Source organism: Streptococcus sp. NSJ-72 (genome assembly GCF_014334035.1).
Taxonomy (GTDB): domain Bacteria; phylum Bacillota; class Bacilli; order Lactobacillales; family Streptococcaceae; genus Streptococcus; species Streptococcus constellatus.
Map to the genome: position 1 here is coordinate 1389054 of NZ_CP060489.1, position 18564 is coordinate 1407617.

Annotated in this window: 21 protein-coding genes and 1 other annotated feature; of the genes, 5 read left to right on the forward strand and 16 right to left on the reverse strand. The window is 38.9% G+C overall.

All coding sequences use genetic code 11. From position 1 onward, the window contains the following. Positions 1–61 precede the first annotated feature (61 nt). The 3 genes from murB to lepA all read right to left on the reverse strand — a co-directional run bounded on the left by murB (position 62) and on the right by lepA (position 3887). Entirely contained in the window at positions 62–964 is a 903-nt protein-coding gene (gene murB / locus H8787_RS06780; RefSeq protein WP_187327735.1) for a UDP-N-acetylmuramate dehydrogenase, read from the reverse strand. Positions 965–1211: 247 nt separating this feature from the next. Further along, positions 1212–1841, reverse strand: a complete 630-nt coding sequence (locus H8787_RS06785) for a hypothetical protein (protein WP_187327736.1) — start codon at positions 1839–1841, stop codon at positions 1212–1214. A gap of 222 nt (positions 1842–2063) precedes the next feature. Then, positions 2064–3887, reverse strand: coding sequence for a translation elongation factor 4 (gene lepA, locus H8787_RS06790; protein WP_187327737.1), 1824 nt, complete (start codon positions 3885–3887; stop codon positions 2064–2066). A gap of 136 nt (positions 3888–4023) precedes the next feature. Between lepA and H8787_RS06795 the strand changes: the two genes are divergently transcribed. Next, a complete protein-coding gene (locus H8787_RS06795) occupies positions 4024–4842 on the forward strand; it encodes a Cof-type HAD-IIB family hydrolase (RefSeq protein WP_115263245.1) in 819 nt (272 codons plus the stop codon). A gap of 133 nt (positions 4843–4975) precedes the next feature. Next, positions 4976–6199 (forward strand): peptidase T, encoded by a 1224-nt coding sequence (pepT, locus tag H8787_RS06800; RefSeq protein WP_187327738.1) that lies wholly within the window; start codon positions 4976–4978, stop codon positions 6197–6199. A 53-nt stretch (positions 6200–6252) separates the two neighbouring features. Here pepT and H8787_RS06805 read toward each other — a convergent pair whose 3' ends face one another. Both H8787_RS06805 and udk read right to left on the reverse strand, forming a co-directional pair. After that, positions 6253–6933, reverse strand: a complete 681-nt coding sequence (locus H8787_RS06805; protein ID WP_006270713.1) for a YoaK family protein — start codon at positions 6931–6933, stop codon at positions 6253–6255. 39 nt (positions 6934–6972) lie between these two features. Next, the gene (udk, locus tag H8787_RS06810) at positions 6973–7608 is read right to left on the reverse strand and encodes a uridine kinase (RefSeq protein ID WP_003068781.1); all 636 of its coding nucleotides are present in this window, start codon (positions 7606–7608) and stop codon (positions 6973–6975) included. A 104-nt stretch (positions 7609–7712) separates the two neighbouring features. Between udk and H8787_RS06815 the strand changes: the two genes are divergently transcribed. Together H8787_RS06815 and H8787_RS06820 are read left to right on the forward strand one after the other, a co-directional pair. Then, a complete protein-coding gene (locus H8787_RS06815) occupies positions 7713–8702 on the forward strand; it encodes a Gfo/Idh/MocA family protein (RefSeq protein ID WP_187327739.1) in 990 nt (329 codons plus the stop codon). Continuing rightward, positions 8689–9774 (forward strand): DEAD/DEAH box helicase, encoded by a 1086-nt coding sequence (locus H8787_RS06820; protein WP_187327740.1) that lies wholly within the window; start codon positions 8689–8691, stop codon positions 9772–9774. The genes H8787_RS06815 and H8787_RS06820 overlap by 14 nt, the downstream gene beginning before the upstream one ends. Positions 9775–10248: 474 nt before the next feature. On the opposite strand, the gene rplT is transcribed toward H8787_RS06820, so the two are convergent. The 5 genes from rplT to H8787_RS06845 form a co-directional block, all read right to left on the reverse strand. After that, positions 10249–10608: a 50S ribosomal protein L20 gene (gene rplT, locus H8787_RS06825; protein WP_000124830.1), complete on the reverse strand. Its 360-nt coding sequence runs from the start codon at positions 10606–10608 to the stop codon at positions 10249–10251. Between the two features lie 46 nt (positions 10609–10654). Beyond that, positions 10655–10855 carry a 50S ribosomal protein L35 gene (rpmI, locus tag H8787_RS06830; RefSeq protein WP_003025048.1) on the reverse strand — a complete coding sequence of 67 codons (201 nt, stop codon included), beginning with the start codon at positions 10853–10855 and terminating at the stop codon, positions 10655–10657. Between the two features lie 33 nt (positions 10856–10888). Then, positions 10889–11419: a translation initiation factor IF-3 gene (infC, locus tag H8787_RS06835; RefSeq protein WP_003025051.1), complete on the reverse strand. Its 531-nt coding sequence runs from the start codon at positions 11417–11419 to the stop codon at positions 10889–10891. Positions 11420–11434: 15 nt separating this feature from the next. After that, positions 11435–11564, reverse strand: a sequence feature (ribosomal protein L20 leader region). 26 nt (positions 11565–11590) lie between these two features. Then, positions 11591–12268: a (d)CMP kinase gene (cmk, locus tag H8787_RS06840; RefSeq protein WP_039677182.1), complete on the reverse strand. Its 678-nt coding sequence runs from the start codon at positions 12266–12268 to the stop codon at positions 11591–11593. A gap of 9 nt (positions 12269–12277) precedes the next feature. Beyond that, positions 12278–12730 carry an SAG1386/EF1546 family surface-associated protein gene (locus tag H8787_RS06845; RefSeq protein WP_049477168.1) on the reverse strand — a complete coding sequence of 151 codons (453 nt, stop codon included), beginning with the start codon at positions 12728–12730 and terminating at the stop codon, positions 12278–12280. Between the two features lie 45 nt (positions 12731–12775). Here H8787_RS06845 and H8787_RS06850 point away from each other — a divergent pair, with 45 nt between their 5' ends. Further along, positions 12776–12973: a ferredoxin gene (locus tag H8787_RS06850; protein ID WP_102989258.1), complete on the forward strand. Its 198-nt coding sequence runs from the start codon at positions 12776–12778 to the stop codon at positions 12971–12973. Here the strand turns inward: H8787_RS06850 and H8787_RS06855 are convergent. The 6 genes from H8787_RS06855 to cdaA form a co-directional block, all read right to left on the reverse strand. Then, the gene (locus H8787_RS06855; protein WP_006270717.1) at positions 12960–13454 is read right to left on the reverse strand and encodes an EbsA family protein; all 495 of its coding nucleotides are present in this window, start codon (positions 13452–13454) and stop codon (positions 12960–12962) included. The genes H8787_RS06850 and H8787_RS06855 overlap by 14 nt on opposite strands. 187 nt (positions 13455–13641) lie before the next feature. Then, positions 13642–14754 (reverse strand): glycerate kinase, encoded by a 1113-nt coding sequence (locus tag H8787_RS06860; RefSeq protein ID WP_187327741.1) that lies wholly within the window; start codon positions 14752–14754, stop codon positions 13642–13644. Between the two features lie 3 nt (positions 14755–14757). After that, positions 14758–15408: a phosphoserine phosphatase SerB gene (gene serB / locus H8787_RS06865; RefSeq protein WP_187327742.1), complete on the reverse strand. Its 651-nt coding sequence runs from the start codon at positions 15406–15408 to the stop codon at positions 14758–14760. A 106-nt stretch (positions 15409–15514) separates the two neighbouring features. Beyond that, on the reverse strand, positions 15515–16867 hold the full coding sequence (gene glmM, locus H8787_RS06870) for a phosphoglucosamine mutase (protein WP_187327743.1): 1353 nt from the start codon (positions 16865–16867) through the stop codon (positions 15515–15517). A gap of 24 nt (positions 16868–16891) precedes the next feature. Then, on the reverse strand, positions 16892–17620 hold the full coding sequence (locus H8787_RS06875) for a YbbR-like domain-containing protein (protein ID WP_049481033.1): 729 nt from the start codon (positions 17618–17620) through the stop codon (positions 16892–16894). Continuing rightward, entirely contained in the window at positions 17607–18464 is an 858-nt protein-coding gene (gene cdaA / locus H8787_RS06880) for a diadenylate cyclase CdaA (RefSeq protein ID WP_003068760.1), read from the reverse strand. Before cdaA ends, H8787_RS06875 begins: the two co-directional genes overlap by 14 nt. Between the last annotated feature and the right edge of the window lie 100 nt (positions 18465–18564).

Here is an 18564-nt window from a genome sequence, read left to right on the forward strand (position 1 = left end):
ATTAAAGTCTTGTCCTGACTGATTTTCTTGGAGAATGTCATCGAAAAATACCAAGATATTATCACTTCTCGCCAATAATTCGGACTTCTCTTTCCAAAGTCACACCTGAATGAGCTTTGACTGTCTCAATCACATGTGCAATCAAATTTTCATAATCAGCTGCTGTTCCATTATCAACATTGACCATAAAACCTGCATGCTTTGTCGAAACTTCTACCCCACCAATGCGGTGCCCTTTTAAATTTGCTTCACTAATCAATTGCCCTGCGAAATGCCCCACCGGACGTTTAAAAACAGAGCCACAAGAAGGATACTCTAAAGGCTGCTTCAATTGACGAAGGTGGGTCAAACGTTCCATTTCTTGACGAATCACACGGTGCATTCCTGGTGCTAAGGCAAACTTGGCAGAGATTACCACATCGCCTGTCTGTTGAACGTAAGAACGGCGATAGCCAAATTTCATGTCTTGAGCACTGATATTTTTGATTTCTCCATCTCGTGTCAGCACCTTACAAGAAAGTAAAATATGGGCAATTTCGCCACCATAGGCTCCGGCATTCATAAAGACAGCACCGCCAATACTCCCCGGAATCCCACAGGCAAACTCAAAACCTGTCAGACTGTGATAAAGCGCAACATGGGTCGTCTCAATCAGATTGGCACCTGCTTCTGCTTCAATGGTGTAGCCATCCACTGCAACACCATTTAATTTATCAAACATAATCACAAAACCACGAATACCACCATCACGAACGATGATATTACTAGCATTTCCTAGTACCATCCAAGGAATCTGCTCCCGATTAGCAAATTTTACCACTCGTGCCAATTCATAACGATTTCGCGGAAAAACCAGATAATCGGCAGCTCCACCTACTTTTGTGTAAGTATATTGTTTTAAAGGTTCATCAAAACGGATATCAATTCCGTTCAATTCAGATTTTAACGTTTCTAAAGTTGACATTTTCATTTCTCTCTTAAACAAAATTCAATCTATTATATCAAATTTAGGGCATATTTACGATAGAATAAAGAAAAATATTTCCCTTACAAATCCGAAAAATGCTTGTACGATCTTATTCGTGATTTATATGAGCTATGAAAAAAGAGCGGGGAAGCTGTCATTGCATAGAAACCAACTTCTTCTCACTCTTTTCAATTTAAGTTTGAGTATCACATTCTCTCAGTTCTTAAAGTTCTCTTTAAACTTTCTATTTACGTAAACTCCATGTCTTTTCAATATAAGGAGGAAGCTTTATTAGAGTTTCTCGATTGCCTTCAAGTGCAATAAGATAAACTTTCTCGTCCTTTTTGAAAATCCAACTAACTAGATACTGCCCTGATTTCATGATGACATTTACTTGATAGGCTTCGTTACCTGCAACCGCTCCTTTTGAGCCCCAAACTCTATTTACATTTTTATTGTTTTGCCAATTATAATAAATACGATTGGCAATTGTCTGAGCTGTAAACTCTTCTCTTTCTTGAATCTTAGCTTTTTCTTTCGTGTAAGCATTCATAGTTACAATATTGTAGCCAGAACCATCCGTATACTGAATACTGTCACCATCATCGACATCCCTAAATTTCAACCAATTTTTTGGAATGTCAATATAGCCATAATCATCCGAGCCTACACGTTGTGTTTCTTCCGTCTTCACATCGTTTTTCTTAGTAGCTGACGAACTCAAACTACCATTTGCTTTTTCCGATACTTTGCTTGAAGACGAAATTTGGCTTGATGACTTTGATTTGCTGTTTCCACTTGAATTACATGCTCCAAGACCAACACTAACTAAAATGACTAAAAATAAAAGAAGATATTTCTTTTTATGATTCATAACGACATCTCCCCCTTGCTTTATTTTAGCATATTTTTTAGTAGCAGGAAAGCGTTATTTGTATTATTTAAAATGGAGTGAAGCAGAATTAAAGATTTACAAATCTTTAATTCTGCTTCACTCCTAAAAGACTCAAACTACTACTGTTCTCTTCATTTCTTACACAGCCAACTTTAAATCCGAAAACTTTTGTATCAGCTTCTTACGCACTTTGTTAGAAAATTATTCATCATCCATGCTGAGAACGCTGAGGAAGGCTTCCTGTGGAACTTCAACAGAGCCAATCGCTTTCATCCGTTTCTTACCAGCTTTTTGTTTTTCTAGGAGTTTACGCTTCCGGGATACGTCACCACCATAACACTTGGCCAAGACATTTTTACGCAGGGCTTTAATGTCTGTCCGAGCCACAATTTTCTGTCCGATAGCGGCTTGAATTGGCACTTCAAATTGCTGGCGTGGGATAATTTTCTTTAATTTTTCGACAATCAATTTCCCACGTTCATAAGCAAATTCCTTGTGAACAATAAAGCTGAGAGCATCAACCTTGTCACCATTGAGGAGAATATCCATCTTGACAAGATTAGACTTACGATATTCTGAAATTTCATAGTCAAAACTAGCATAGCCACGAGTAGAGGACTTGAGCTTGTCAAAGAAGTCAAAGACGATTTCCGCCAGCGGGATTTGATAGATGACATTGACCCGATTTTCATCAATATAGTCCATGGTCACAAAATCACCGCGCTTGCGCTGAGCCAACTCCATCACTGCTCCAACAAATTCTTGTGGCACCATGATTTGAGCTTTAACATAAGGCTCCTCGATTGACTCAATCTTGGTTGGCTCTGGAAACTCGCTCGGATTGGACACATCAAGCGAGGCACCATCTGTCATATTGACCTTATAGATAACAGACGGCGCTGTCATAATCAGATCAATATTAAACTCGCGCTCCAAGCGCTCCTGAATGACATCCATGTGTAGCAAGCCTAAAAAACCACAACGGAAACCAAAACCTAGTGCTTGAGATGTCTCTGGTTCAAATTGTAGACTAGCATCATTCAGCTGGAGTTTTTCCAGAGCCTCACGTAAGTCATTGTACTTATTGGACTCAATTGGGTAGAGACCGGCAAAAACCATCGGGTTCATCTGCTTGTAGCCATGCAGAGGTTCTGCGGCTGGATTGTCCGCTAAGGTCACCGTGTCTCCGACCCGAGTATCCTGCACCGTCTTGATAGAGGCTGCGATATAGCCAACATCCCCTGTCGCTAGGAAATCACGGCCAATAGCCTTAGGCGTAAAGATGCCGACCTCAGTTACATCAAAAGTCTTGCCATTACTCATCAACTGAATGGTATCTCCTGGCTTGACCACACCGTCCATAACCCGTACTTGCAGGATTACCCCACGATAGGCATCGTAAACCGAATCAAAAATGAGAGCCTTGAGCGGCGCTGCCACATTGCCTGTCGGTGCAGGAACTTTCTCCACGATTTGCTCCAAGATTTCTTCAATTCCAATACCAGCTTTAGCCGAAGCCAACACAGCTTCGCTTGCATCCAAACCAATGACATCTTCAATCTCTGTTCGAACTCGCTCTGGATCAGCAGCTGGAAGGTCAATTTTATTGATAACTGGTAAGATTTCCAAATCATTATCTAAGGCAAGATAAACATTGGCTAAAGTTTGTGCTTCAATACCTTGTGCTGCATCGACGACCAGAATAGCCCCTTCACAGGCTGCCAATGACCGTGATACCTCATAAGTAAAGTCCACGTGTCCCGGTGTGTCAATCAAGTGGAAGATATAGGTCTCCCCGTCCTTGGCGGTATAATTGAGCTCGATAGCATTGAGCTTGATGGTGATACCGCGCTCCCGCTCCAAGTCCATGCTATCCAAGAGTTGAGCCTGCATTTCCCGGCTGGATACAGTATCCGTTGCTTCCAAAATTCGATCTGCCAAGGTTGACTTACCGTGGTCAATGTGAGCAATGATGGAGAAATTCCGAATCCGCTCCTGCCGCTTTTTTAATTCATCTACATTCATTTTTCTCTTCCTTTTCGGGTAGTCTATTTATTATAACATAAGAAAGGTGACTTTTACCAGTCTTGAAAAGGCATGCCATATTCCGTTTCATTTGTGCTATAATAAAAATAAATACATTTACAGAAACGAGAATGCTATGATTAAACTAATCGCATTAGACATGGACGGTACGCTTTTAAATAGTCAAAAAGAAATTCCCCAAGCACATATTCAAGCTATTCATCAAGCTGTCGAACATGGAGTAAAGCTGGTTCTTTGTACAGGCCGCCCTCTAGTCGGAGTGAAACCTTATTATGAACAATTAGGACTGAGTGGAGATAATGAATATGTCATTATCAATAACGGCTGCTCCACTCATCAAACAAAGGATTGGAAGCTTGTTGATTGGAAAGAGCTAAGTTCGGAGGATATGCTTTATCTGGATAGAATTGCCAAGCAAACTCCTGCCCAACTAACTCTTTTTGATGAAGAACGCTATTTAGTAGTTGACGAAGAGCCAACTGACCTAGTCACCTATGACGCTAGCCTTGTCTTTACAACCCCAACAGAAATCAGTCTCGAAGAAGTTATCAGCGATAAAAATATTATATTTCAAGCTATGTTTTTAGCCCAGCCTGATGAGTTAGATACCTTTGAAAAACAATTTGGTTCGCAGATTTCTCAACGTTTCAGCGGTGTTCGCTCACAACCGGTCATTTACGAAGCCATGCCAAAGGGCACTACTAAAGCAACAGCTCTTAAGCAATTAGCTCAACATTTAGAGATTAAACCTCAAGAAATTATGGCACTTGGTGATGCTAACAACGACATTGAAATGATCCAATTTGCAGGTCTTGGCGTGGCTATGGGCAATTCTAGCGACTATGTTAAAAAACTAGCCAATTATGTGACAGATACCAATGATGAGAACGGTGTCGCCACAGCTATTGAAAAGTTTATTTTTAATAACGGATAGAATGAATCATGAGCTTCCTTTCAAGTTCATGATTTTTATTAAAATATATTGTCATCCGACTTTCATTATTCGTACATAGCCTTCCCTCCCAAAATATGATACACTAGTTACATCTATGCAAAAAGGAGAACTTATGAAATACCCTAATCTTTTAAACCGTTTTCTGACTTATGTTAAAGTCAATACACGCTCAGACGAGACCTCCACTACTACTCCCAGCACCAAAAGTCAGGTGGACTTTGCGACTAATATCCTTATCCCTGAGATGAAGCGGGTCGGCTTGGAAAATGTTTACTACTTACCTAACGGCTACGCCATCGGTACTCTTCCTGCAAATGACCCAAGTTTCACGCGCAAAATCGGTCTTATTTCTCACATGGACACCGCAGATTTCAACGCAGAAGGTGTCAATCCACAAATTATTGAAAATTATGATGGTGAAGTGATTCCGCTTGGGCAGTCTGGTTTTAATCTTGACCCTGCTGATTTTGCTAGTTTGAAAAAATACAAAGGACAAACCTTGATTACAACCGATGGAACGACTCTTCTTGGATCTGATGATAAATCAGGTATTGCTGAAATTATGACAGCAATTGAATATCTAGCAGGTCACCCAGAAATCAAACACGGCGAAATTCGAGTTGGTTTTGGGCCGGATGAAGAAATTGGTGTCGGAGCTGACAAGTTTGATGCGATAGATTTCGATGTAGATTTCGCTTATACGGTTGACGGTGGACCTCTCGGAGAACTTCAATTTGAAACTTTCTCTGCAGCTAGTGCAGAAATCACTTTCCAAGGACGCAATGTCCATCCCGGAACAGCAAAAGGACAAATGATCAATGCTCTGCAATTAGCTATTGACTTTCATAATCAATTACCAAATGGTGACCGCCCTGAACTAACAGATGGCTACGAAGGATTCTATCATCTTATGAATGTAGAAGGAACTGTTGAGGAAGCAAAAGCAAGTTATATCATTCGTGACTTTGATGCAGTAACCTTTGAAAAACGCAAAGAACTCATGCGCTCCATTACTAATAAGATGAATGAAAAACATGGTGAACGGGTTCATTTAGAACTGAAAGATCAATACTACAATATGCGCCAAGTCATTGAAAAAGACATGACACCTATCAATATTGCAAAGGCTGTTATGGAAAAACTTGACATCAAACCGATTATCGAGCCTATTCGTGGCGGAACAGACGGCTCAAAGATTTCCTTTATGGGTATTCCGACACCAAATATCTTTGCCGGCGGCGAAAACATGCATGGACGCTTTGAATACGTCAGTCTGCAAACAATGGAACGTGCCGTTGATACTATTATTGGTATTGTTTCCTACAGAGACGAGTAGCTCCCAGGCAAATAGAAAAAACTTTAGCTCTCATTATGTAGAGTTAAAGTTTTTTATCTTCTGCGAATGTATTGCACCATTCTAAAGTTCAAAAATGCTAGCAAAATAATAGCCACGAGCCAGATTGTTTTCAACAAATAAAATTGTATCAAATAAGTAGAAATAATCGCTCCTATCACAAAACTTCCTAATAAAGCCACGAAGAAAATGCCTTCCGTTAAGCAAGTTTTTTCTTTTGTACGCACATAAGTACCAAAGGCTACCATTGTTTTTTTGATATTGCCCGTCATAAAGGAATTATTGTAGACAATGCCATCCACTTCACCAAAAGCCGTTGCCACCAACCCCATACAAAAACCAATCGGCGGAACAATGAAAAGATTAGACACGGTTGCTGGTAGAAATCCTGTAAGCCCACAAAACAAAATCAGTGGGAGAATGCTGGACAAGCGCCATAAAGAATTTTCAAAGCTATTTTTGAAAATGGTTAACACAAAAATGCCTAACATAAAAGCCAGCATCGTTGCCAACTTCACTTCTATTTCTCCTGTCTCATGATGAATCAACTCAACTGACAAGAACACAACGTTTCCTGTTTGACCCGCAACCAATGTCCCGCCTCTTTCAATAAATGTATAAGCGTCAATAAATCCCGCACAAAAAGTCAGCAGACAGGCAAAAAATTTCGAGCGCGAATGAAACTTCCTTTTCCTTTTTATACTTTTTATCATCATTATCTAAAAAGTCTAGCACTTCCTCACTAGACTTCCTTTCTATGACTCTCTTGCTTCCTGCAAGATTTTTTCAATTTTCGTTGTAATCAGATCAATCGCCACTGTGTTAGAAGCTCCTTCTGGAATAATTACATCCGCATAGCGCTTGGTAGGCTCGATAAATTGATGATACATAGGCTTTACCACACCTAAATATTGCTCAATGACACTATCTAAACTACGACCACGTTCATCCATATCTCGCTTAATCCTGCGAATGATCCGAACATCATCATCTGTATCCACAAAAATCTTAATGTCCATTAAATCACGTAAGCGTTTGTCCTCTAAAACCAGAATCCCTTCTACAATGAAGACATCTTGCGGATCTTGACGATACGTTCTATCACTACGCGTATGAGCTGTATAATCATAAGTCGGAATATCTACTGGACGCCCTGCCAACAACTCCTTGATTTGCGCAATCATCAAATCTGTATCAAAAGCAAAAGGATGGTCATAGTTGGTCTTGATTCGTTCTTCAAATGTCAAATGAGATTGGTCCTTATAATAAGAATCATGCTCAATCATAGCAATCTTTTCATTTGGAAAATTTGATAGAATAGCTCTCGAAACACTCGTCTTACCACCACCAGATCCACCAGTCACGCCAATAATAATCGGTCTATTTTGCATTATTCACTCCATTTTTTATCATCTTATCTATTTTACAACAAATCATGATATAATGAAAGAGGTAAATCAAAATAAATGACAAAATAAAAAATAAGGAGAAAACGATGTTAAAACTCGGAACGATTGGAACTGGAGACATTGTTCACCAATTTGTCAAGGCTGCTCATTCGACAAAAGACTATCAACTGACTGCGGTATATTCACGGACGATACATGCTGCTCAAGCATTTGCCAGTTATTACAAAAATGTAGATTGCTACACAGATATGGCTAATTTTTTAACTAATGATATAGACATTGTCTATATTGCAAGCCCTAATTCTCTGCATTTCCCACAAGCAAAAGCTGCTATTTCAGCAAGCAAACATGTAATTGTAGAAAAACCTGCTGTCTCACGCCCAGAAGAATGGGCTGAATTGGTAACATTAGCTCAAGAACAGCATGTATACATTTTTGAAGCAGCTCGTAACTATCATGAGCAATCATTTGATGTCATTTCAGATTTTCTCAAAAACAAAACGATTCTTGGGGCACATTTCACCTATGCGAAGTATTCTTCCAAAATGCCAGCTCTGTTAGCTGGACAAGAGCCAAACGTCTTTTCTGCTAAGTTTTCAGGCGGTGCTCTAATGGACTTAGGCATTTATCCTGTCTATGCAGCCATACGACTTTTTGGAGCACCAGAAAATGCCTATTACACCGCTCAGCAATTACCAAGTACTGTCGATCTAAATGGAGTAGGAAGCTTAATCTATCCAGAATTTCAAGTGACTATCCAAACCGGAAAAAATATCAATAGTTTTTTCCCTGCTGAAATTTATACAACAGACGGTACACTGACCTTAAATTCGATTGAATTCATTACTTCGGCTGTTTTTCAAGATTTAAATAAAAAGAAAAAGACTCTTGAAATTGTGCGCTCTTCTCACACCATGGCAGAAGAAGCCAAACGATTCGCTCAAGTATTGAGCGGTGAGATAAAACAAGAAATTTACCAAAACTGGCTAGACGCTGCTGCTGCCATGCATAAAACTCTGTTTAGCATGCGACAAGATGCCGGTATTAGATTTGAGGCTGATCATGACAACAACTAATTTCCCTCAAAGTTGGCAAAATCAACTTACCAAACTTGGCTTTGAGCATTTAACTCCCATTCAAGAACAACTCTTTCAACCTATTACAGACGGTGAAAATGTCCTTGGGATAAGCCCTACCGGAACTGGAAAAACACTTGCCTATCTTTTTCCTAGTCTTCTAAAACTAAAGCCTAAGAAATCCCAGCAATTACTTATCTTGGCTCCCAATACTGAGCTAGCTGGACAAATTTTCGACGTCACCAAAACATGGGCTGAACTACTTGGCTTAACAGCTCAGCTCTTTCTATCTGGCTCCAGCCAAAAACGACAAATTGAACGGTTAAAAAAAGGCCCTGAAATTCTCATCGGGACGCCAGGACGCATTTTTGAACTGATTAAACTAAAAAAAATCAAAATGATGACTGTTGATACAATCATTCTGGATGAATTTGATCAATTGCTTAGTGATTCACAATATCACTTTGTTGACAAAATTATTCACTATGTACCTCGTGAACATCAATTGATTTATATGAGTGCTACTGCTAAATTTGAGCAGGATAAACTTGCTGAAAATACTCTTCAAATCAAACTAGACAATCAACAACTTGATAATATTCGTCATTTTTATATGCAAGTTAAACAGCGCGACAAAGTTGAATGCTTGCGTAAGCTAGCTCAAGTTTCAAAATTTCGTGCGCTTGTCTTTTTCAATGCCCTCTCAGACTTAGGAAGTGCTGAGGAGAAGTTGCAATATCGTCATATTCAGGCTGTGTCCTTGGCTAGTGATGTCAACATTAAATTCCGTAAGATTATCTTGGAGCAATTTAAAAACGACGAGCTTACACTCTTGCTTGCTACTGACTTGGTAGCTAGAGGAATTGACATTGATTCTCTTGAATGTGTCATCAACTACGACTTACCTCGTGACCTTGAAACCTATACACACCGCGCTGGACGAACTGGCCGCATGGGCAAAAAAGGATCTGTCATTACATTCATCAGCCACCCAGAAGAATTAAAAACACTTAAAAAATATGCTCACATCCAAGAAATTATCTTAAAAGACCGTGAACTCTATGTGAAATAGAAAACTGGTTTAGAACTAAAAAATATTAAATCTTTTAGTTCATTTGAACTGCACCCCAAAAGTTAGACATAAAAAATTAACTTTTGGGATGCAGTGTTCATTATCCCAGTTTTTTATTATTTATAACATTAAAATACTTGAAAATTTTTAAATCAATCTACAATACTTATCAATGTTTTTAATAAATCACATCCTGTTTTTCCATTATCTAAACTCTCCTGCCAATCTCTTATCTGTTTTCGTTATCAGAATAGGTGACTAATACTTTTGACAATGTTACTCCTTGATGGCACTTAAACGAATCTACTGTTTATTAATTTCTTCATTGTCTTTCCTTTCATAAGACCATCATGATTTTTTATTGCTCAATCTTTGGTTGATTCCATATATTATTTTTTCTTCATTATCAAATCTAATTTCTACACCACAACACTATATTAAAAAGCTGGGATAAATATCTCAGCTTTGTAATTATTATTTACCTAACTTTGCTTTAGCTGCATCTGCAAGCGCTGTGAAAGCTGCTGCATCGTTAACTGCTAAATCAGCCAACATTTTACGGTTTACTTCGATTTCAGCCAATTTCAAACCATGCATCAATTGTGAATATGAAAGTCCGTTGAGACGAGCTGCCGCATTGATACGTGTAATCCACAATTTACGGAAATCGCGTTTCTTTTGACGACGGTCACGGTATGCATAGTAGTAAGAGTTCATTACTTGTTCTTTTGCTGTACGGAACAAGATATGTTTTGCACCATAGTAACCTTTAGCTAATTTTAAAATACGTTTACGACGTTTGCGTGATACAACGCCACCTTTAACACGTGCCATTTATATTTCCTCCAATATTTCCTAGAATAATCTACTGCAAAATCTCTTATTTAAGACCTGTCAGCATTGCTTTGATACGTTTGAAATCTCCTGAATGCACCATTGCTGCTTTACGAAGATGACGACGTTGTTTTTTAGTTTTTCCGTGGAAACGGTGAGAAGTGTAAGCACGGAAACGTTTCAAGCCACCAGAACCTGTACGTTTGAAACGTTTAGCTGATGCGCGGTGTGTTTTTTGTTTTGGCATGATATTTTTCTCCTTTTTTTAACTTCTAACAGATTACTTTTTGTCAGGGATTGGCGCTAACTGCATGAACATTTGACGTCCATCCATCTTAGCTCTTTGTTCAATAATCGCAATATCCTGCGTTGCTTGAGCAAAGTCGGCTAATACTTTCGCTCCGATTTCTTTGTGAGTAATCATCCGCCCTTTAAAGCGAATAGAAACCTTCACTTTATTTCCTTTTTCAAGGAACTTGCGTGCATTACGAAGTTTTGTATCAAAGTCACCTTTGTCAATAGTTGGACTAAGACGAACTTCTTTCACAGTAACAACACTTTGTTTTTTGCGTTGCTCTTTTTGTTTTTTCTGATACTCAAACTTGAACTTTCCATAGTCCATAATTTTTGCAACAGGCGGTTTAGCTTGTGGTTGAATCAGAACAAGATCCACATTTGCATCGTCAGCAATCGCTTGCGCTTCGCTAAGTGGTTTAATGCCCAATTGCTCACCATCAAGACCGATCAAACGAACTTCACGTACACGAATTTCATCATTGATGAATAAGTCTTGTTTTGCTATGGTTTTCACCTCTTTTTTATTTTTAGAGAAAAACAAGAGCGGACTTGCTAACGCAAGTCCGCACTACATGATAGTATTTCATTCCTGAAACTTAATCCGTAGAGCCAGACAACGTTAGTCGCAAGGCGAGAAGTTCTCACTTCTGCTTTTCTCAACTTTTATATGATAACAAGTTTCGGATTATTTGTCAAGGATTTTTTTAGCTTTTTCTTTGATAAAATTCACAACTTCAATAATTCCGACACCCGTCGTATCAAAATGAATAGCATCATCTGCTGGTTTTAAAGGAGAAACTGAACGGTGACTGTCCTTATAATCACGATCTGAAATTTCTTTTTTGAGGGTTTCCAAATCAGTTGGAATACCTTTTTCAAGGTTTTCTTTATAGCGGCGTTGAGCTCTTTCCTCAACTGAGGCTACAAGAAAAATTTTTAACTCTGCATGAGGCAAAACAACTGTTCCAATGTCACGCCCATCCATAACAATACCACCTTGAGTGGCAATTTCTCGTTGTAAATCAACCAACTTTTCTCGTACTTCTGGAATTGCAGACACCCAAGAAACATTGTTAGTGACTTCATTTTCTCGAATCGGATGCGTCACATCTACATCTCCAACAAAAACGAGTTGCTCTCCATCTTTACCACGTCCAAAACTAACAGGATAAGTATCTAATAGCGCAACAATTTCAGACCACTTTTCCGCCGATAAATCATTTTGTAAAGCTAAGTAAGTCGCTGCACGATACATCGCACCTGTATCCAAGTAAGTGTAATCGAAATCTTTTGCAATAATTTTTGCAACTGTTGACTTTCCACTTGAAGCTGGGCCATCAATAGCAATTTGAATCTGTTTCATTCGGCACTCCTATCGAATTTTTACTACATCACCTGGATTAGCGTACCACGCACCTGTTGTCATGTGAGACGGATTTAAACGCTCTAATTCTGCAATTGAAATCCCCGCACGCGCAGCAATGGCAGCTTCTCCTTCTCCAGCCTGAACGGTAATCGTTCCTTCAGATGATTGCGGCTGACTGCTATCACTTGCTGCTTTAGAAGAAGCGGGAGCACTAGAACTTTCACTTGATTTACTAGTAGTTTTTGCAGCATTATAAAAGCCCTCCGTTGCTGCCTTCTTACTACTTCCGCCAGTAGACAAATAAATCATCATTCCTACCATTACAATCACTATAACGAAAAAAATAACAGCTAAAATCGTCAACACACGATTAGCTACTACACCGTTCATTTTTTTGCTTCTCGCCAATTCTTTTTCTCCCTTGTCATAAATATCTTCTTCCCATGGTTCCTTTGCCATGACTTCCTCCTTGTATTTTTTCCAAATTCCGATTACAATATGAGTATGAAAGTTACACTCATTCCTGAACGATGCATTGCTTGTGGTCTTTGTCAAACCTATTCTGACTTATTTGATTACCATGATAATGGTATTGTCAAATTTTATCAAGATGATGAGCTTCTGGAAACGGAAGTTCCCGAAACACCTGATATTATTGAAGCGATCAAAAATTGTCCTACAAAAGCTCTTATGAAAGAGTAGTCTTTTTAGGTTGAGCATAATATAGTTCAAAATAGTCTACATGGGTTAAATTATCCACTAATTCAACTTCCCCTTTAAAATGGTCATTCAAAGCCAAAGCATTTACAAAATATTTCTTAGGCCACTTGCGCATACAAAACGTACGGCCTTTTTCTTTGCCATCAAAGAAGAGAGTAATAGAGGTCTTTGTTACCTCTATCTTACGAATCGTTGAAATTTCTATCTTTGAAGGTGTAAATGGATTTGCTGTAGTAATCCTTAAAATCCCGTCGTCATATATCGTAAAATATCGATGTATGCCAATTCCCAACAATACCATGAACAAAAAGAAAGAGAAAAGGACTAAAAACGGAACTTCTGAACTCTCAAATAAAAATGCAAAACCTATAAAAATCGGAATGACCGATAAAGACCAATAGATGATTAGAAGAGAAAGATCTGGTTGCCAATGATAACGCAACTGACCAAAAATCTTTATCATGCTTGCACCTCCTCTTCTACTAGTTTATCATAAAAAAAAGAAAAATGGGAGTGAGATTGGATAACAAAGAAAAAAATTAGGAAATCAAGATATCGTTCTATACAAACCTCTACTTTTGCAATGACTTTTATACTTTTCAAGCAAGTCATCTGCATCATCTTTCCGATTTTTAGAAAAAAATTAAATATCATATTTTCATTCTCAATAAATTTCCGATATTTTGTGCTGTTCGGACGAGGTTTTCTTCTGCCCTATCTAAAGTAATAACTAAAGGTTCGACTTGAGAAATGATTGGAAAAGCAGCCTGAATATTCTCTACTGGGAAATCCGGTAAGTCATTCCTTAGACTACCACAAATAGCAATTACAGGAATATTGATTGGCGTTCTCCTTGCTACTCCAATAGGGGCTTTACCTGACAGACTTTGCTGATCCATTCGACCTTCACCCACAATCACTAAATCAGCCTTTTTGACACGATTATCAAAATCGAGCAAGTTGAGACAAGTATCAATTCCTGATACAATTTTTCCATGTGCAAATGTCACCAGCCCTGCGGCCATACCTCCTCCAGCACCGGCACCAGCCAATGAAAAGATTGTTGGATTCGCCTGTTTATAAAACGTTGCCATAGCTTGATCTACTTGAGAAAATAACAAATCAGGCAAGCCTTTTTGACCTCCAAAAACGTATGTAGCTCCGTTTTCACCACAGAGAGGATTCATAACATCTGTCAGAATCTGAATATCCAAATTTCCTAAAATTGCAGGAACTTTATCCGCTGAAATGCGAGCCACACGGTCTAAAGACGAACCCTTTGCTTGGAGCAAGTGATTATCCTTATCAAAAAATTCATAGCCCAATCCAGCTGCCATTCCAATTCCACCATCATTGGTAGCCGAACCACCTACGCCAATATAAATTTGCCTCACACCTTCTTTGGCGAGATACAAAATTAACTCTCCTAATCCTCTGGTATCAAGAGTCAAAGGGTTTCTTTTTTCTGACGGGATATTCGCCAACCCAACCAAATCAGCTATTTCAAAGAGAGCTATATCGCCTTTTCGAGCATATTTCATCGTAACCGGCTCGCCGAATGGTCCGGTTACTGTTCTTTCATATTCGGATAATTTCATTGAGGCGGCTAAAGCAGCAACTGTTCCTTCACCACCATCTCCAATGGGTAGCAAGTCAAATGTTGCTTCCGGGAGCGCCTTGGAAAAACCTGCTTTTATAGCCTCTGCAACGCTTTGAGCTGATAAACTTTCTTTAAAAGAGTCCGGTGCAATTAAAATATGCATGACCTAGTCCTCACTTTCTATCTTTTCTAAAAGGCTTACAACTTGATATAAGTCAGCTTGATCGATTTGATAAGGTGCTTGCTCTCTCACAATAGACTTGGCATTAAAAGCAATCCCAATTCCTGCTGTTAATATCATTGGAAGGTCATTAGCACCATCTCCTACAGCAATGGTTTGAGCAAGAGTCAAGTTGTTTTCCTCTGCCCATTGCTTTAGCATTGCTTTTTTGACTTCTTTTGTGACAACTGTCCCTAAAACCCTACCTGTCAGCTGGCCATCTTTTACTTCCAAGTGATTAGCTTTTACATAATCTATGTCCAACTTCAATGCTAATTCATCTACTATTTCATGAAATCCACCTGATACAATACCAACCTTATAACCACGCTGATGCATTTCTTCTATCAACTGTCGAGCCCCTTTGGTAAAATGAATTTTCTTAGAAACTTGTTTAAAAATGGCCTCAGGGAGTCCTTTAAGCAGGGTCACACGCTCTAGCAGAGCCGCTTCAAAATCATATTTTCCTTGCATGGCACATTTTGTAATAGCTGCAACCTGCTCACCAACTCCTACTTCAGCCCCTAGTAAATCAATTACTTCTTCTTTCACCAAAGTACTATCCACATCCATTACCAATAATCCTGTGGCTCTCATATTATTCCCTCATACATTTTTGAATATATAAAAATTTGCTTGACAAAACAAACTACAATATAAAGTAAAAAATCTCTGCCTATATAATAAACAGAGACTTTTTACTTTATTCAATACCAATTTCAGCGCGTACAATATCTGCAATTGTATTAACGTAATAATCGACTTCCTCATGACTTGGTGCTTCCGCCATGACTCGTAAAAGAGGCTCTGTTCCGCTTGGACGAACAAGAATACGACCATTTCCAGCCATTTCTTCTTCCATTTTTTCAATCACAGCTTTAATAGCAGGAACTTCCACGGCCTTGTCCTTCATAGTATTTTCAACACGGATATTAACCAATTTTTGCGGATAAATAGTCACTTTTGAAGCTAATTCAGATAAAGTTTTACCTGTTTCTCTCATTACTTTTGTCAATTGAACGGCTGTCAGCTGACCGTCACCCGTCGTATTATAATCCATGATAATGACATGCCCTGATTGCTCACCACCAAGATTGTAACCCGATTTGCGCATTTCTTCTACGACATAACGGTCACCAACAGCTGTAATCACTTTATTAATACCTTCACGATCCAAAGCTTTATGGAAACCTAGGTTTGACATAACAGTTGTTACGATTGTATTTTGGGCTAGTAAACCTTTTCCAGAGAGATATTTCCCAATGATGTACATGATTTTATCACCATCAACAATCTCACCATTTTCATCTACCGCAATCAAGCGATCACTATCTCCATCAAATGCCAAACCAAGTGCTGAGCCTGATTCACGAACTGTTTCTTGCAATTTTTCAGGATGTGTAGAACCTACATTTAAATTGATATTCAACCCATCTGGATTTTCTCCGATGACTGTCAATCTAGCTCCCAAATCGGCAAACACCTGGCGAGCACTTGTTGAAGCGGCACCGTTCGCTGTATCCAGAGCAACTTTCATTCCGTCTAAATCAAGACCAGTCGATACGAGATACTGCTGATATTTGCGTAGCCCTTCTGGATAATCCATCAGGGTCCCTAATCCTTCCGCACTTGGACGTGGTAAATTGTCTTCTTTAGCATCAAGAAGTGCTTCAATTTCTAACTCGCGATCATCATCTAGCTTATAACCATCTCCGCCGAAAAATTTAATACCGTTGTCAAGTGCAGGATTATGGCTAGCTGAAATCATGACCCCAGCACTTGCTTTTTCTGACTTCACCAGATAAGCCACACCTGGTGTTGCGATAACCCCAAGCTTGTAAACACGGATTCCAACCGATAAAAGTCCTGCTATTAATGCACTTTCCAGCATTTCTCCTGAAATACGTGTGTCACGTCCTACAAAGACGCGCGGCACATCTTTCTCATGTTGGCTCAATACATAGCCACCAAATCGCCCTAATTTAAACGCCAATTCTGGCGTTAATTCCACATTTGCTTCTCCACGAACTCCGTCCGTTCCGAAATATTTTCCCATTTTTTTAAAATCCTTTCAATACTTTTATTTGGATGAGCTCGTCGAACTTGAAGACGAGCTTGATGATTTTACTGTAATTTTTATCGTTGTCTCATAAGGGGTAATCACACTCGGCAATACTGTTCCGCTAGCATCAACCGCTTGCAAAGGCACAGTTCCGGTATAATTGTTCGAAATTTTTTCACTTGTGGGAAGAGCTGCTTCTACATGATCAACTTTTTCTAAAGTATCTTCATCACTTGTGACTGTTACTTTATTATCAGCAATACTTACCCGATCAACCGTTAAACCATCTGCCAACTGAGCAGAACTAATCGTTGTTTTAACTTCAAATGTTTTACTTGCCTTCTTACCGATCTTCACCGTAATCTTAGCCGGTGTAACAGTCGCAGTCAACCCACTTGGTAAATTTTTAATAGCTAAAGGTACCTCTCTTGTTCCTTCCGTAGCTTTTGTTAAATCCGCTACAACTTTAAACTTTCGAGTACTTTCTTGCATCTCACTAGCAAGTGTCACACGATTGGAACCCGTTAACACTACTGATACTTCGGACGCAAAACCACTAATAAAATACTTTTCACTATTGTATTTAATATCAATTGGGACACTAGGTAAGGCATTCGTGTACGTTTCAGACGTAGTTTGTCTAGCACTTGAGTTATTTTGGTAATTTGTCGCTGTTGCATAAATAAATAAAATAGCAGCAAAAAAGATGGAAGAAACGATATACCAAATCTGCTTACGATTTTTCATGTTTCCAACCTCCTAGCACACGATTTTTAAATGGTGATTTTGGTTGTTCATCTGAAATCAGCACTTTCCGCAATTCTGCTTCAAATTCTTCTAAGGTCAGATCGTGTTTAAAAACTCCGTTATGTGTGATTGAAATACCTCCCGTTTCCTCCGAAACTACAAAAGTAAGGGCATCTGACACTTCTGAAAGACCGATTGCAGCACGGTGGCGCGTTCCAAATTCCTTAGAAATTCCTGTGTTTTCTGTAAGCGGAAGATAAGCACAAGAAACGGCTATTTTATTATCTCTTACAATAACAGCTCCGTCATGCAACGGTGTATTCGGAATGAAAATATTGATTAACAACTCACCTGACACATCAGCATCCAAAGGAATCCCTGTTGCGATATATTCTTGCAAGGTTCTGCTTCCTTGGATAGCAACGAGAGCCCCAATTTTCCGAGGACTCATATAATTCACTGCTTTTACGAATGCCTGCACCATTTTTTCCTCTGAGCTAATCGGTGCTGTCGAAAACAAATCTGTTGCACGCCCCAGCCTTTCCAGACCTGTACGAATCTCAGGTGTAAAAATCACAACAGCCGCAATAACTCCATAGGTAATGACTTGATTGATTAACCAAGAAACCGTTGTTAAACCAATTGCATTGGCAAGAATCTGAGCCAGTACAAAAATTAAAACCCCTCGAACGAGAATCATAATCTTAGTGCCAGCGATTGCTTTTGTAAAATAAAATAAAATCCAAGCAACTAGTGCAATATCGATGATATTGATGACAATACTCCAAGGACTAGAAAATAAACTAGACCAATATTGGAGATTGGACAATTGCTGAAAATTCATTTCCAGTGTCCTCTCTTTCTCAACCTAAAAACATTCTTAATTATTATATCACTTTTCAAGATATTTTTCTGTAACCTTCTTTACTTTTTATGATAAAATA

Coding starts and splice junctions, on each gene's coding strand:
- H8787_RS06855 (WP_006270717.1), bottom strand. CDS start 13,454: ATGATAAAGATTTTTGGTCAGTTGCGTTATCATTGGCAACCAGATCTT.
- serB (WP_187327742.1), bottom strand. CDS start 15,408: ATGAGAGCCACAGGATTATTGGTAATGGATGTGGATAGTACTTTGGTG.
- H8787_RS06875 (WP_049481033.1), bottom strand. CDS start 17,620: ATGAAAAATCGTAAGCAGATTTGGTATATCGTTTCTTCCATCTTTTTT.
- cdaA (WP_003068760.1), bottom strand. CDS start 18,464: ATGAATTTTCAGCAATTGTCCAATCTCCAATATTGGTCTAGTTTATTT.
- H8787_RS06845 (WP_049477168.1), bottom strand. CDS start 12,730: ATGGCAAAGGAACCATGGGAAGAAGATATTTATGACAAGGGAGAAAAA.
- H8787_RS06805 (WP_006270713.1), bottom strand. CDS start 6,933: ATGATGATAAAAAGTATAAAAAGGAAAAGGAAGTTTCATTCGCGCTCG.
- glmM (WP_187327743.1), bottom strand. CDS start 16,867: ATGGGAAAATATTTCGGAACGGACGGAGTTCGTGGAGAAGCAAATGTG.
- H8787_RS06785 (WP_187327736.1), bottom strand. CDS start 1,841: ATGAATCATAAAAAGAAATATCTTCTTTTATTTTTAGTCATTTTAGTT.
- H8787_RS06795 (WP_115263245.1), top strand. CDS start 4,024: ATGATTAAACTAATCGCATTAGACATGGACGGTACGCTTTTAAATAGT.
- rpmI (WP_003025048.1), bottom strand. CDS start 10,855: ATGCCAAAACAAAAAACACACCGCGCATCAGCTAAACGTTTCAAACGT.
- pepT (WP_187327738.1), top strand. CDS start 4,976: ATGAAATACCCTAATCTTTTAAACCGTTTTCTGACTTATGTTAAAGTC.
- H8787_RS06815 (WP_187327739.1), top strand. CDS start 7,713: ATGTTAAAACTCGGAACGATTGGAACTGGAGACATTGTTCACCAATTT.
- rplT (WP_000124830.1), bottom strand. CDS start 10,608: ATGGCACGTGTTAAAGGTGGCGTTGTATCACGCAAACGTCGTAAACGT.
- H8787_RS06820 (WP_187327740.1), top strand. CDS start 8,689: ATGACAACAACTAATTTCCCTCAAAGTTGGCAAAATCAACTTACCAAA.
- cmk (WP_039677182.1), bottom strand. CDS start 12,268: ATGAAACAGATTCAAATTGCTATTGATGGCCCAGCTTCAAGTGGAAAG.
- murB (WP_187327735.1), bottom strand. CDS start 964: ATGTCAACTTTAGAAACGTTAAAATCTGAATTGAACGGAATTGATATC.
- H8787_RS06850 (WP_102989258.1), top strand. CDS start 12,776: ATGAAAGTTACACTCATTCCTGAACGATGCATTGCTTGTGGTCTTTGT.
- H8787_RS06860 (WP_187327741.1), bottom strand. CDS start 14,754: ATGCATATTTTAATTGCACCGGACTCTTTTAAAGAAAGTTTATCAGCT.
- udk (WP_003068781.1), bottom strand. CDS start 7,608: ATGCAAAATAGACCGATTATTATTGGCGTGACTGGTGGATCTGGTGGT.
- lepA (WP_187327737.1), bottom strand. CDS start 3,887: ATGAATGTAGATGAATTAAAAAAGCGGCAGGAGCGGATTCGGAATTTC.